Source organism: Jatrophihabitans sp. sgz311053 (genome assembly GCF_056135305.1).
The window spans coordinates 317,260-330,737 of the sequence record NZ_JBWAXP010000001.1 but is presented as its reverse complement, the minus strand read 5'-3'; the positions used below and the strand labels follow the sequence as shown (position 1 = coordinate 330,737).

15 protein-coding genes are annotated in these 13,478 nt (G+C 69.0%); 10 read left to right on the top strand and 5 right to left on the bottom strand.

The window, feature by feature from the left end; translation table 11 throughout:
- Positions 1-124: 124 nt before the first annotated feature.
- The 6 genes from AC0NZQ_RS01295 (at position 125) to AC0NZQ_RS01270 (ending at position 4,086) form a co-directional block, all read left to right on the top strand.
- Positions 125-1,297: a hypothetical protein gene (locus AC0NZQ_RS01295; RefSeq protein ID WP_474527818.1), complete on the top strand. Its 1,173-nt coding sequence runs from the start codon at positions 125-127 to the stop codon at positions 1,295-1,297.
- A 151-nt stretch (positions 1,298-1,448) separates the two neighbouring features.
- Positions 1,449-1,739 (top strand): 30S ribosomal protein S6, encoded by a 291-nt coding sequence (gene rpsF / locus AC0NZQ_RS01290; RefSeq protein WP_474527817.1) that lies wholly within the window; start codon positions 1,449-1,451, stop codon positions 1,737-1,739.
- A 2-nt stretch (positions 1,740-1,741) separates the two neighbouring features.
- Complete coding sequence (locus AC0NZQ_RS01285) at positions 1,742-2,248, top strand: single-stranded DNA-binding protein (protein WP_474527816.1); 507 nt, start codon at positions 1,742-1,744, stop codon at positions 2,246-2,248.
- 38 nt (positions 2,249-2,286) lie between these two features.
- Complete coding sequence (gene rpsR / locus AC0NZQ_RS01280; protein ID WP_073389184.1) at positions 2,287-2,523, top strand: 30S ribosomal protein S18; 237 nt, start codon at positions 2,287-2,289, stop codon at positions 2,521-2,523.
- Between the two features lie 14 nt (positions 2,524-2,537).
- Positions 2,538-2,984 (top strand): 50S ribosomal protein L9, encoded by a 447-nt coding sequence (gene rplI / locus AC0NZQ_RS01275; protein WP_474527815.1) that lies wholly within the window; start codon positions 2,538-2,540, stop codon positions 2,982-2,984.
- 130 nt (positions 2,985-3,114) lie between these two features.
- Complete coding sequence (locus AC0NZQ_RS01270; RefSeq protein ID WP_474527814.1) at positions 3,115-4,086, top strand: DMT family transporter; 972 nt, start codon at positions 3,115-3,117, stop codon at positions 4,084-4,086.
- Here the strand turns inward: AC0NZQ_RS01270 and AC0NZQ_RS01265 are convergent.
- Positions 4,006-5,028, bottom strand: a complete 1,023-nt coding sequence (locus AC0NZQ_RS01265; protein ID WP_474527813.1) for a 1-aminocyclopropane-1-carboxylate deaminase — start codon at positions 5,026-5,028, stop codon at positions 4,006-4,008. The genes AC0NZQ_RS01270 and AC0NZQ_RS01265 overlap by 81 nt on opposite strands.
- A 390-nt stretch (positions 5,029-5,418) precedes the next feature.
- On the opposite strand from AC0NZQ_RS01265, the gene dnaB reads away from it, so the two are divergent.
- Positions 5,419-6,819 carry a replicative DNA helicase gene (gene dnaB, locus AC0NZQ_RS01260; RefSeq protein WP_474527812.1) on the top strand — a complete coding sequence of 467 codons (1,401 nt, stop codon included), beginning with the start codon at positions 5,419-5,421 and terminating at the stop codon, positions 6,817-6,819.
- 76 nt (positions 6,820-6,895) lie between these two features.
- On the opposite strand, the gene AC0NZQ_RS01255 is transcribed toward dnaB, so the two are convergent.
- Positions 6,896-7,477, bottom strand: coding sequence for an ATPase (locus AC0NZQ_RS01255; RefSeq protein WP_474527811.1), 582 nt, complete (start codon positions 7,475-7,477; stop codon positions 6,896-6,898).
- A 36-nt stretch (positions 7,478-7,513) separates the two neighbouring features.
- On the bottom strand, positions 7,514-7,897 hold the full coding sequence (locus AC0NZQ_RS01250) for a TA system antitoxin ParD family protein (RefSeq protein WP_474527810.1): 384 nt from the start codon (positions 7,895-7,897) through the stop codon (positions 7,514-7,516).
- Between the two features lie 423 nt (positions 7,898-8,320).
- Between AC0NZQ_RS01250 and AC0NZQ_RS01245 the strand changes: the two genes are divergently transcribed.
- Positions 8,321-10,162 carry a GmrSD restriction endonuclease domain-containing protein gene (locus AC0NZQ_RS01245; RefSeq protein ID WP_474527808.1) on the top strand — a complete coding sequence of 614 codons (1,842 nt, stop codon included), beginning with the start codon at positions 8,321-8,323 and terminating at the stop codon, positions 10,160-10,162.
- Between the two features lie 6 nt (positions 10,163-10,168).
- Here AC0NZQ_RS01245 and AC0NZQ_RS01240 read toward each other — a convergent pair whose 3' ends face one another.
- Positions 10,169-11,062 (bottom strand): hypothetical protein, encoded by an 894-nt coding sequence (locus tag AC0NZQ_RS01240; protein WP_474527807.1) that lies wholly within the window; start codon positions 11,060-11,062, stop codon positions 10,169-10,171.
- Positions 11,063-11,150: 88 nt separating this feature from the next.
- Entirely contained in the window at positions 11,151-11,768 is a 618-nt protein-coding gene (locus AC0NZQ_RS01235; protein ID WP_474527806.1) for a TetR/AcrR family transcriptional regulator, read from the bottom strand.
- A 134-nt stretch (positions 11,769-11,902) separates the two neighbouring features.
- On the opposite strand from AC0NZQ_RS01235, the gene AC0NZQ_RS01230 reads away from it, so the two are divergent.
- On the top strand, positions 11,903-12,544 hold the full coding sequence (locus tag AC0NZQ_RS01230) for a class II aldolase/adducin family protein (RefSeq protein ID WP_474527805.1): 642 nt from the start codon (positions 11,903-11,905) through the stop codon (positions 12,542-12,544).
- The gene (locus AC0NZQ_RS01225; RefSeq protein ID WP_474527802.1) at positions 12,541-13,470 is read left to right on the top strand and encodes a carbohydrate kinase family protein; all 930 of its coding nucleotides are present in this window, start codon (positions 12,541-12,543) and stop codon (positions 13,468-13,470) included. The genes AC0NZQ_RS01230 and AC0NZQ_RS01225 overlap by 4 nt, the downstream gene beginning before the upstream one ends.
- The last annotated feature ends 8 nt before the right edge of the window (positions 13,471-13,478 follow it).

The window sequence follows — 13,478 nt, the reverse complement described above, 5'->3', positions numbered from 1 at the left end:
GCTGTGAGGTCGGGGCAGGGGCCGTATCCCGGCCGACGACGGGTCGTTGGACGGGCAGTACGCAGGTAAAGTGTGTCGTCGCCGCCCGCATATCGGGCAAGACGGGGTAATGGAGGACACGAGGATGTCGCGTCGACGCGAGCGCTCAGTCACGGGCCCGGCCACGCACGCCGCCGGCCCGGTTCGGCCGCGGCGCCGCCTCGTCGCCGGGCTCAGCGCCCTGGCCGTCGCCGGTGCCACCGCAGCGGTCGGTCTGGTGGCTGCAACCCCGGCCGAGGCCGCGCCCATCACCGCGAAGGTCCAGCTCTCGCTCTCCGGCCTGGCCGACTCGAAGAACCCGGTCGGTGGCAGCGTCATCGGCATCCGGCCCGGTGACTCGGTCTCGCTCACCACGGCCTCGGTCCCGACCCGCGGTCTGGACAAGCTGGGTCTCGGCGACCTGGTCAGCGGCGTCCTCGACGCCGTCGCCCCGGTGCAGTCCGTCGCGGACTTCGCCAAGCTCCCCGGCGGCAAGGCCAACACCACGGTCAAGACCAAGCCCGCCGTGACCTTCACCTTCCCCAAGGCCGGCACCTACAACTTCACCTGGTCCATGAAGCGGGTGACGCTGCTGGGTCTGGTGCCCATCAACCTCGACGGCAACCAGCTCGCCGGGGCCGGCGTCAAGCTCAATGCCAGCAACCAGTACGTCGGCAAGATCGTCGTCTCGAACAACCCGCCGAAGGGCGGTCTGTCGATCCAGCTGCCGAAGGTGCAGGTGGCGCCGAGCGTCCCGGTCGTCGGGCAGCTGCCGACCATCACCGTCCCCGGTGTCCAGGCTCCGACCCTCTCCGTGCCGTCGCTCGGCACGCTGGTCCCGCGCCTGCCGACCGGGAGCAAGACCACCAGCCCGGCCAAGCCGTCGCAGCCGTCCAAGGCCAGCTCCAGCTCGTCGTCCGGCAACCCGTACGAGCTGCCGGGGATGAGCGTCCCCGAGCAGGTCGTGCCGGGGGCCACGGGCAACCAGGTCTACGTCGACTCCGGCAACGACTACACCAGCGGTGGCTTCTCCGGCATCCTGCCGACCCGCGGCGACTCGGCCGGGGCGAAGCAGTCCGGCGCTGACGGCGCCACGACCGCCGGCCAGCCCGAGGCCGGATCCTCGGCCGCGAAGGGCAAGACCGTCGAGCTCGCCGCCGACAGCGGCAGCCCGTCCAGCCAGCTGCCGGTGATCCTGGCGATCCTCGCCATCATCGCGCTGGCCCTGGTGGCCGGGACGTACGCGCGGCTCTTCCTGCTGAAGAAGCCCACCAGCTGAGCGAGCGGGGCTTCGGGCCCCCGCCGATTTCGGGTTCGGGCCCGGGCGCGGGTATCGTGGCGAGGTTGTTCCCCGCCCACCGTCCCCGGTGGGCGACCTCCTGCCGCGGAGAGTCCGCGGCCGACCAGTCCACAGGAGGACTCGCATCAGCATGCGTCACTACGAAGTCATGGTCATCCTCGACCCCACCCTCGAAGAGCGGACGATCGCTCCGTCGCTCGAGCAGTTCCTCACGGTGGTGAAGAAGGACGGCGGCACCGTCGAGAAGGTCGACGTGTGGGGCCGCCGCCGGATGGCCTTCGAGATCAACAAGCACGCCGAGGGCATCTACGCCATCGTCGACCTGCAGGCCAGCCCGGCCGCCGTCCAGGAGCTCGACCGGCAGCTGAACCTCAACGAGAACGTGCTGCGGACCAAGGTCCTGCGGCCGGACGAGCGCTAATCGTGGCCGGCGAGACCGTCATCACCGTGGTCGGCAACCTCACTGCCGACCCGGAGCTGCGTTTCACCCCGTCCGGGGCGGCCGTCGCGAGCTTCACCATCGCCTCCACCCCGCGGCAGTTCGACCGCAACTCCAACGAGTGGAAGGACGGCGAGGCGCTCTTCCTCCGTTGCTCCATCTGGCGTCAGGCGGCCGAGAACGTCGCCGAGTCGCTGCAGCGCGGTATGCGTGTCGTCGCCCAGGGCCGGCTCAAGCAGCGCAGCTACGAGACCCGCGAGGGCGAGAAGCGCACCGTCATCGAGCTCGAGGTCGAGGAGATCGGCCCGTCGCTGAAGTACGCGACGGCCAAGATCAACCGCACCTCGCGCGGCTCCGGCGGCGGCGGTGGCGGCGGCTTCGGCTCCTCCGGCAGCGGCGGTGGTTCGGACTCCGGCCCGGCCGACGACCCGTGGGGCTCGGCCCCCTCGTCGTCCGGCGGTGGCGGGTTCTCCGACGAGCCGCCCTTCTAATCCCTCACTGACTTCAGAATCGAAAGAGACCTTCAGACATGCCTAAGCCTCCGGTTCGCAAGCCGAAGAAGAAGCAGAACCCGCTCGTCGCGGCCAAGATCGACTACATCGACTACAAGGACACGAACCTGCTCCGCAAGTTCATCTCCGACCGCGGCAAGATCCGTGCCCGGCGCGTCACCGGCGTGACGGCCCAGCAGCAGCGGCAGATCGCTAAGGCGATCAAGAACGCCCGCGAGATGGCGCTGCTGCCCTACACCTCCACCGCCCGCTAAGGAGGCGTCACATCATGAAGCTCATCCTCACCCGTGAGGTCGCCGGGCTGGGCCTCGCCGGCGACATCGTCGAGGTCGCCGACGGCTACGGCCGCAACTTCCTCGTCCCCCGCGGTGCCGCGATCACGTGGACCAAGGGTGCCGAGAAGCAGATCAGCCAGATCAAGCGTGCGCGTGACGCCCGCGAGATCCGCGACCTCGGCCACGCGCAGGAGATCAAGTCCGCGCTCGAGAAGCTGTCGGTCTCGGTGGACGCCCGCGCCGGTGGCGACGGTCGGCTCTTCGGCTCGATCACCACGACCGACATCGCCGCTGCCGTGAAGAGCGCCGGTGGTCCGACCCTGGACCGCAAGCGCATCCACATCGACGGCCACATCAAGACGACGGGGACGCACAACGTCACCGTCGAGCTGCACCCGGACGTCGTCGCGTCCGTCCCGGTCACCGTCCAGAGCGTCTGACCGACCCCGCACCCTCCGCACGCCCGGTGACCCTCGTGGTCGCCGGGCGTGCGGCATTTCGCCGGGCGCATGGACCTCGACGTCCGATTTTCGCTTGTCGAGGTCGCTGGCACCGCGGCACAGTCGGGGCATGGCCTCCCGTTCGCTCGCCGGCCCCGCCGCAGCTGTCACCGTCCTGCTCTGGGCCAGCGCGTTCGTGGTGATCCGGGCGGTGGGGGACGTGCTGTCGCCCGGCGCCATGGCCCTGGTGCGGCTGCTGACGGGGACGGTGGTGCTCGCCGTCATCGCGGCCCGCTACCGGCGGCCGTTGCCCCGGGGTCGCGCGCTGGGCTTCGTCGTCGGCTACGGCCTGCTCTGGTTCGCGGCCTACACCGTGCTGCTGAACTGGGCCGAACGCCACCTGGACGCCGGCACCGCCGCGTTGCTGGTCAATGTCGCGCCCATTCTGGTCGCCGTCGTCGCCGGGATTGTCTTCCACGACGGCTTCCCCCGGCCGCTGGTCGTGGGGCTGGGAGTGGCCTTCGTCGGGGTCGTCGTCATCGCGGCCGGGGGTGACGACGGCGGCGTCGCGGACTCGCTCGGCATCGTCCTCGGGCTGGCGACGGCGGTGCTGTACGCCGCCGGGGTGCTGTTGCAGAAGGTGGCGCTGCGGACGGTGGACGCCGTCACGGCGACCTTCGTGGGCTGCGCCACCGGCCTGATCGCGACGCTGCCGTTCGCGGCGCAGGCGGTCTCGGAGCTGGCCGACGCCTCGTCCGGGGCCGTGCTGGGGGCCGTCTACCTGGGTGTGGGGCCGACGGCTGTCGCCTTCCTGACCTGGGCGTACGCGCTCTCCCGGACCGACGCGGGACGGATGGCGGCGACGACGCTCGCCGTCCCCGCCATCGCCGTCCTGCTGTCGTGGGCGACGCTCGGCGAGGTGCCGACGGTCTGGGGTTTCGTCGGTGGTGTGCTGGCGCTGGCCGGGGTCGCGATCAGCCGGCACCGCCCGTCAGCGCCCCGCCCGTCAACGCCCCGTGTGTCAGCGCCGGAAGAGCGCGCTGTAGGCGTTGAGGGCGGGCTGCCCGCCGAGGTGGGCGTAGAGGACGGTCGACTCCGGTGAGACGTCGCCGCGGGTCACGAGGTCGATGAGCCCAGCCATCGACTTCCCCTCGTACACCGGGTCGATGATCATGCCTTCGAGCCGTCCGGTGAGCCGGATCGCCTCCAGGGTGGAGTCGACGGGGATGCCGTAGTAGTCACCGGCCCAGCCGGCCATGACGGTGATCTCGTCCTCGCGCAGGTCCCGCCCGAGCTCGATGAGTTCGGCGGTGTTCCGCGCGATCTTGGCGACCTGCGCGCGGGTGGCGTCGAGCTTGGCCGAGGCGTCGATGCCGATGACGCGCCGCGGCCGCCCCCCGGCGTCCGCGAGCGCTGCGAAGCCGGCGATCATGCCGGCGTGCGTCGAGCCGGTGACGCTGCAGACGACGATGGTGTCGAAGAAGACGCCGAGCTCGGCCTCCTGGGCGGCGACCTCCTCGGCCCAGTTGGCGAAGCCGAGGCCGCCCAGGCGGTGGTCCGAGGCGCCGGCGGGGATCGCATAGGGGACCCCGCCGGAGTCGCGGACCTCGGCCAGCGCCTGCTCCCAGCTGTCCCGGAAGCCAATGTCGAAGCCGGCGTCGACGAGCCGGACGTCGGCGCCCATGATCCGGGACAGCAGGATGTTGCCGACGCGGTCGTTGACGGCGTCGGGCCAGTCCACCCAGCTCTCCTGTACCAGCAGGGCCTGCAGTCCGAGCTTGGCGGCGACGGCGGCGACCTGTCGGGTGTGGTTCGACTGCACCCCGCCGATCGAGACCAGGTGGGTGGCACCCTGCGCGAGCGCGTCGGGGACGAGGTACTCCAGCTTGCGGGTCTTGTTGCCGCCGTAGGCCAGCCCGGAGTTGCAGTCCTCGCGCTTGGCCCAGATAGACGCTCCGCCGAGGTGGGCGGTGAGCCGTTCGAGCGGGTGGACAGGGCTCGGGCCGAAGAGCAGGGGATAGCGCGGGAAGTCGCCGAGGGGCACGACGGAGCCGCCTTTCGCAGGGGTGAGCACTCTTCCTAGCGCATGCCGTCCAGGGTCGCCAGAGGCGATCGGCCACCTGCCCGTCACCCTCGATTCGGGCGCCGGACCAATTTTGCGTCCACATCCCCGGGTGCGCCCAGGCCCGTGATTGTGGGGGTGTCAGCGCTTCCAGAACGAGTTACCCACAGGTTCGTGCACAGGTTGTGAACAAGCGCCCCGGCGTGTTCCACAGCTTGTCCCCAGCACTGTGCACAAGCCGTTTTGGCGTGTCCCGATCAGCGCCTCTAGCGTTCCTCGGGCCGCCCCACGCGGACGTGCGAGCAGCGTCCTGCCCTACCGGGATTAGACGGTGTGTGCGAATATAGTCGAACGGGTGTTGGGGGTGCAGCGATGACGGTGGTGGACGACGCGCGAGGTCGCTCCGGTCAGGGTGAGCGGCGGACCTACGACTTCGACCGCACGCCGCCGCAGGCGATCGAGGCCGAGCAGTCGGTGCTCGGCGCCATGATGCTCTCCAAGGACGCGATCGCCGACGTCGTGGAGGTCATCCGGCCCGGCGACTTCTACCGTCCGGCGCACCAGCTCGTCTACGACGCCGTGCTCGATCTCTACTCGCGCGGCGAGCCGGCCGACGCGGTGACGGTCTCGGCGGAGCTGACCCGTTCCGGGCAGCTGAACCGGATCGGCGGCGCGCCCTACCTGCACACGCTGATCTCGCTGGTGCCGACAGCCGCGAACGCCGGCTACTACGCCCAGATCGTCGCCGACCGGGCGACGCTGCGCCGCCTGGTCACGGCCGGCACCCGCATCGTGCAGATGGGGTACGACGCGGCCTCCGGTGAGGGCGGGGAGGAGACGCCCGGCTCCATCGACGATGTCGTGGACCGGGCGCAGGTCGAGGTCTACGACGTCACCGAGCGGCGGACCTCCGAGGACTACGTCCACATCGAGACGTTGCTGCAGGACACCATGGACGAGATCGAGAAGATCCAGTCCAGCGGTGGCGTCGGTGCCGGCATCCCCACCGGTTTCGCGATGCTGGACGAGGTGACGAACGGTCTGCATCCGGGTCAGATGATCACGGTGGCGGGACGGCCCGGTTCGGGCAAGTCGACCTTCGCCCTCGACCTGGCGCGCAATGCGGCGATCAAGCACCAGAAGCCGACGGTGATCTTCTCCCTGGAGATGGGTCGGCTGGAGATCATGATGCGGCTCTTCTCGGCCGAGGCCGGAGTGGCGCTACAGAACATGCGCTCGGGGCACATGAGTGACCAGGACTGGCGGCGCGTGGCCATGCGGTCCTCCGAGCTGGCCGAGGCGCCGCTGTACATCGACGACTCGCCGAACCTGACGATGATGGAGATCCGCGCGAAGGCCCGCCGCATGAAGCAGCGGCAGGATCTGCAGATGGTGGTGATCGACTACCTGCAGCTGATGACCAGCGGCAAGCGGGTCGAGTCGCGCCAGCAGGAGGTCTCGGAGTTCTCGCGTGCGGTGAAGCTGCTCGCCAAGGAGATCGAGGTCCCGGTGATCGTGCTGTCGCAGCTGAACCGCTCGTCCGAGCAGCGCACCGACAAGAAGCCGATGCTGTCGGACCTGCGCGAGTCCGGCTCCATCGAGCAGGACTCCGACATCGTGCTCCTCGTCCACCGCCCCGACCTCTACGAGACCGAGACCGAGCGCGCCGGCGAGGCCGACCTCATCGTCGCCAAGAACCGCAGCGGCACCACCCCCACCGTCGCGGTCGCCTTCCAGGGCCGGTACTCGCGGTTTGCGGACATGCCGAGCTGAGGTTGCCAAGCGATATCTCACTTGAGGCCCATGGCTCCATGGGTCTCGCCGCTCTGCTGACAGCAGAGGGCCAGGACTAGCTCCTCGGAGAGCCGTCGGTCAGACCTGCCGGTGTCCACTGCGGCCAGACCGGCGGCGCGACGGGGACGCCCTGGATGAAGCGGGCCACCCGGCGCGGTCGACGGTCGGCGGTGGCGTTGTCCCAGACCGAGGCCGAGTCGCACAGCCCGATGGCGGTGCGCACCAGTGGCCACAAGCGTTCGTAGCGCTCGCGGATCTTGTGTTCCGGGACCGGGTGCCCGCCGGCCTCCACGCGACGCAGGACGCGTGCGACGGACACCTCGACCGGGACCAGCACGACGTGCAGGGCGACGGTGTAGTCGCAGGCCTTCGCCGTGCGGATCAGGTCCAACTTCGACTCGTGTGAGAAGACCGTCTCGGCAATGAAGGGATGACGCTCCTTGATGAGCGCGCGCCGGGTGTTCTCGGCGATTTTGGCGGCCTCGTAGGCGTGTCGCTCGGTGTCGCCCGGCCACCGCTGTTCGGCGATGATGTCGGCGTTGACGAACGGGGCAGCCAGGCTGGTGCGGGCGAGCACCAGTTCGGCGATGGTCGACTTCCCGGCGCCGTTGGGTCCGACGATCAGGTCAAGGCGCATCGATCACGGGGTGGACAGTCGGCGCTGGGCAGGAAGTCAGGCCGAGCCGGGGGACTGGGTGCCGTCCGCCCGGTGTTCGACCAGGTGACCGTTCTCGTCGAGAGACACGGTGCGGATGCCGCGCGCGTCCAGGACCGCACCGAAGTCGGTGTTGGCCATGCCGAGGTCGATCTCGGCGTCGATCTGCGCGTTGAGCACGAGCCGTTCGTCGGCGGTGAGACCAGACATGGGCGCGTCACCGGACAAGACGGCTTCGATGCGGAGCCGGGCTGCGCTCTGGTGGGCGGTGACCTCACGGCCGACGCGAGCCCAGAAGTCGAGCTGCTGCTTGGCCGAGCGACTGTTGCGCGCACCTTCGGCCGCGGCGGAGTCGAACAGGTCGGAGGCCACGCGCGTGACGCGGTCGGCTGTCGCAGTCATCACGAACTCTTTCTCGAAGCGCTTCTGTAGCAACCTGCTACAAGACTAACACTGTGTGCCGACGGCCACGTTCGACCCGGCGCGCACGCCGACTTCTCTCCTCGAGGCGCTCTGGGTCTCGGCCCCACTTGAGGAACTGATGCTCGCAGCGAGCGTCGCGGCCGCGGTGGACCCTCCTGGTGACCTGGCGTTCTTACATTCGGGCCGTCGACTTCGATAGCGATCCGAACTGGCTGCGGCGCACGTGGCCAGGAGCTGATCGCCCATGGCTAGGCGCGTCTCACGCCTTCAAAAGTCAACCTTGTCAACTCCAAACGTGCTTGTCAGACGTTACGGCTAAGCGCTACCGCGCTATCCGAGGCGGGAAGGGTTTGCTTCGGCTTTGGCATGATCGGATCTTCATTCACGATGAGAGGCGAGGGCATGGGTTTTCAGACGCCGTTGTACGAGCTGAGCGAGTACTTGAAGTGGACGACCGGCGGCAAGATCCAGTTGCCAGACTTCCAGCGCGGCTATAAGTGGGAGGACGAGCGGATCCGTCAGCTCCTGGTGACCATCCTGCGAGGCCACCCTCTCGGCGTCGTCATGCTTTTGAAGACCGGCAATGACCAGATCCGGTTCAAGCCGCGTCCGGTGGAGGGAACGGACGTGCCGTCAGGCGCTCATGCCGATTCGCTGCTGCTCGACGGGCAGCAGCGCCTCACCTCACTTACTCAGGCGCTGACCGGCAATGGTGTCGTGAACACGATGGACAGCCGCGGCAAGACCTTCACCCGCCGTTACTACGTTGACATGCGGCTCGCGTTGGAGGGTGAAGACCGGATCGACGAGGCCGTGGTGTCGGTACCTGGCGACGGCGTTGTGCGGTCGCACTTCGGACGAGTGGTCGAAAAGGACTATTCGACGCCGGACAAGGAGCGTGAAGCCAGAATGTTCCCGCTTCGACTCCTCTATGCCGATGCGATGTCGTGGCTCTTCGACCTGCCTGATCGGGAGCTCGCCAAGGGCTTCAACGAGACCATCATCAAGCCGGCCAACACCTACAACATCCCGGCTATCGAGCTGGACAACGCCACGAGCAAGGCCGCCGTCGCGACAGTGTTCGAGAAGGTCAACACGGGCGGCCTCGCGCTGAATGTTTTCGAGCTGCTGACCGCGACGTTCGCGGGCGACAAGGCGTACTTCGACGCGCACGGCACTGACTTTCGGTTGAACGACGACTGGAAGGAGACCCAGTCGAAGTTCGCCTCCTACCCGGTGCTGCAGGGGCTGGAGAACACCGACTTCCTGCAGGCTGTCACGCTGCTGGCCACCCGCAAGCGGAACCTTGCCGGCGGTGGTCCACGGCCACCGGCGATATCCGCCAAGCGCGAGGACGTACTGCGACTGACGCTCGGCGACTACCTCGAATGGGTCGGTCCGTTGCGCGAGGCGTTCGTCTGGGCATCGGACTTCCTCGCCGACCGCCACATCTTCGACACTCGCTTCTTGCCCTACCCGAAGCAGCTTGTTCCCTTGGCTGCGATCCGCGTCGTCATGGGTCGTGACGCCGACCTGATTGGTCCGCGCGCGAACCTGGTGCGCTGGTTCTGGTGTGGCATTCTCGGCGAGCTGTACGGCAGCGCGATCGAAACCCGCTTCGTGCGCGACATCGAGCAGGTCCCTGCCTGGGCGACAACCAGGCCGAATGCGGTGACGCCGAACACGATCAACGACGCGACATTCGTCGAATCGCGGCTGCACTCGTTGCGTAGCCGGCGCGCGGCCGCATATAAGGGCATCTACGCCCTACTGCTTGGCAACGAGGCCCGCGATTGGATGGAAGACAAGGCGCTCGACAAGGTGCAGTACGTCAACCTCGCGGTCGACATCCACCACATTTTTCCACAGAAGTGGTGCTACGAGCACGGCATCGATGACGAACACCGCGAGAGCATCGTCAACAAGACGGCCATCTCGGCCTCCACTAACCGCACCATCGGGGGTGCCGCGCCGTCCTCCTACCTCGTCGCGATAGAGCGGAGGGCTCAGATCCCTGCAGACCGTCTCGACGAGTTGGTCGACGCCCACCTCGTGACCGCGGAATTACTCCGTGCCGACGACTTCGACGGGTACTTCGCCGACCGCAGGGAGCGACTGTGCACGCTGGTTGAGGAGGCGATGGGCAAGGCGGTTCCGCGGGACATCGAGCGGGGCGACGCCGCCGAGGACTCCGTTCAGTTCGAGGAGAGCGAATTCGAGGAGACGCTCGACGAGGCCGAATGAGCGCCTTCAGGACGGCCGCTCGATGATGTCGAAGAAGTGGGGGCGGATGCCCCCGAAGTGGCGAGCGCCGTCGGGCTTGACGATCGGGCCGACGGCGTCGGGAGCAAGGAGTCGGCCACGGAGTCGGTAGGCGTCGAGGTCGCGCTCACTCACGGTCGACGGTTCCGGCGTCAGCTGACACAGACCCTCGACGCTCCTCTCCTGGGGAATCGAGCGAGGGTTGATCTTGAGGGAACCCCAGACCCAACGGCGCTGCGGCGGCCCGGTCACGCCGATGACGGCGACCGGCGCCGTCGCGGGGTTCTCCCGCCAGCGCTCGACGTGCTTGGCGACCTGCCACCAGCGGCAGATGCGCAGATATGTCTGGAGACGCAGTCCGGCTTCGGCGTCGTCGTTGAGCGGCAGCCGCGGCGCCGATCCGTAACGAGGGTCCCCCTCGTAGAAACTGCGAGCACCGATATGCACCGCGATCACTCCGCGATTGGCAAGATCGCCGCGGCCGAGTCGTGTTTCGTATCGGCGGCGCGCCAACTTCTCTGGCAGGCCCAGGGGTCCGAATTCGCGGTGATGTCCATGGACCTTGTTCAGCAGCGTGCCGCTGTCCCAGAGAGCGGAAATCAAGCTGGCCTCGACTGCCAGTGACTCCTCCTCGTCGCGGCACGGCATGATCTCGACGATGGGCGCCCGGCCTTTGCGGTCCAAGTGCGCGAACCATCGCCGCACCTCGCGCTTGTCGGCGCGTGCGAGTTTGGCTACTCGCCGCGCGGGATCCGCGGTCTGGAAGACGTCTCGAACCACCTCGTCGACGCGGCTCCGGGTGCCTTTGCCGACGTAGCGGATCGAGTTGTCCTCCGGATCCCGATAGAGGTAGACGTAGCGGTCGCCTGCTCTTATGGACATGTTCCGGTCATCGACAGCGATACGTCGAATCTGAGCGCAAGGTGCGCATTTCGTCGTAAGGCTGTGCAGAGCAGCTATGGAATCCGGTTCACCCTTGGTCAGCCTCGACACTGTCAAGGGCCACGTAGCCGATAGTGAGTGCCCGCAAGGCCCGACGGAGCGCGTCGAGCTGACCGGGCTGGGGATCGGCGAGACGGTGGAGGGCGAAGCCGTCGACGAGGGCGACGACGGCGGCGCCGGCGGAGGCGTCCTCGATGCCGTGCAGCCGCGCGGCGGCGGCGCCGGCGTCGCGGGTGGCGTCCAGGATCTCGGCAACCTGAGCGCGCAGTTCCGGACGCCGGGCGGCGAGTAGGTACATCTCGAACTGCGCGATGGTGACGCGCTGCTCGTCCTCCTCCTCGACCAGCTCCAGGTACTGCTCGATCCAACCGCGGGCCGACAGCTCCCCGGCGAGGAATGCCTCCTTCAGCCGGGTCAGCCGGTCCAGCTCGCGCCCCATCGCGGCGGCGACGGCCTCGGCGATCAGGTGATCCAGGCTGTCGAAGAAGTAGGTCGTCGACGATGTCGGGACCCCGGCCTCCTCGGCCACCGACCGGTGCGAGACCCCCTCCAGGCCGCGGGTGGCGATGACGCGGACGGCGGCATCCAGCAGCTGGTCACGCCGCTGCACACCGCGTGCGCGGACGGCCCGGGCCTCCGACGTCATGACCTCGCCCCCTCGATCTCGCGACCCTACCGCCGCCGAGATGTTGGACGAATGTCCTGTGCTGAACCCGTCTTAGAGAAAAGCATCGCCCATGCTCTGGCTTTAGTGGGACGATCGTGCAACTATCTCGACCCATGGATCCCCGAACAGCCGTGGCGGAGGCGTCACGCGAGCTCGCCGCCGCGGGCCTGCTCATCGGCACGGCAGGCAATGTCTCGCTCCGGGACGGCGACAGCGTCGCCATCACCGCGTCGGGGATCGAGCTGGCGCACTGCGAGCCGTCGGACGTCACCGTGGTGTCCCTGGCCGGCGACCTGCTGGACGGGCTGCTTGCGCCGTCGAGCGAACTCGGGCTGCACCTCGGCCTCTACCGCGCCGGCACCACCGCGGCCGTCGTCCACACCCATGCGCCCTACTCGACCGCCGCGGCCTGCGTCCTGGACGAGCTGCCGGTGCTGCACTACCAGCAACTCGCGCTGGGCGGTGCGGTCCGGGTCGCCGGCTACGCCACCTTCGGCACCGACGAGCTCGCCCGCGCCACCCGCGACGCCCTGGACGGCCGCTCGGCCGCGCTGCTGGCCAACCACGGCTCGGTCGCCATCGGCGCCACGCTCCGGGCCGCGGTCGACAACGCGCTGCTGCTGGAGTGGCTGGCCGCCCTGCACCACCGCGCGCTCGCCTTCGGCACGCCCCGCGCCCTCACCGCCGAGCAGCAGCACGACGTGATCGAGCAGGCGCTCGCTCGCAACTACGGCACCCCTCGGGAGAACCAGTGAAGCTCGCCGCCGTCGGCGTCCACGTCCTCGACACCCACGTCGTCGGCATCGACGACATCCCCGCCGGGTCGTCCGGCGCACTGGTGGAGAACATCCGCCTCTCACCCGCCGGCACCGCCGGCGGTGCCGCCGTCGTCGCCGCTCGCCTCGGCGCGGAGGTCGCCAGCTTCGGCGCGATCGGCAACGACGCCGCCGGCGACACCCTCCTCGCGCTGCTGCGGGCCGAGGGCGTGGCCGTCGCCGGCCTGATCCGCAAGCCCGACCACCCGACGTCTGCCTCGGTGATCCCGGTTCGCCCGAACGGCGACCGTCCCGCGTGGCATCTCATCGGCGCCAACGGCGCCTTCACCCGCGACGACATCCCCGCCGGGGCATGGGACGGCGTTACGCATCTCCACCTCGGCGGCCCCGAGTTCCTCGGCGGCGACGCCGCCGGGCAGCTCCTCGACGACGCCCGCCGCCGCGGCGCGGTCACGTCGGTCGACCTGCTGGCACCCGGTGACCCCGGCATGCTCGAGTGGGTCGCCGCGGCGCTGCCGTTCACCGACTACCTGCTGCCGAACGACGAGCAGGTGCTCGGCTTCACCGGCGCCGCCTCGCTGGTCGACGGGGCGCGCGCGCTGGTCGCCGCCGGCGCCGGCTGTGTCGCCGTCACCTGCGGGGCGCGGGGTGCCTTGGTCGTCACCGCCGACGAGATCGTCGAGGTCCCCGCCTACGAGACCGACGTCGTGGACACCACCGGCTGCGGCGACGCCTTCACCGCCGGCTTCCTGCGCGGCCTGTCGCTCGGTCAGCGACCCGGTGGCGCCGCCGAGCTCGGCTGCGCCGTCGCCGCGAAGGTCGCCGGTGGCCTCGGCACCGACGCCGGACGGTACGACCTCGCAGCCGTGCAGGACTTCGCCGCTGTCACGCCCCGCCTCGTCTGACCGCTAAC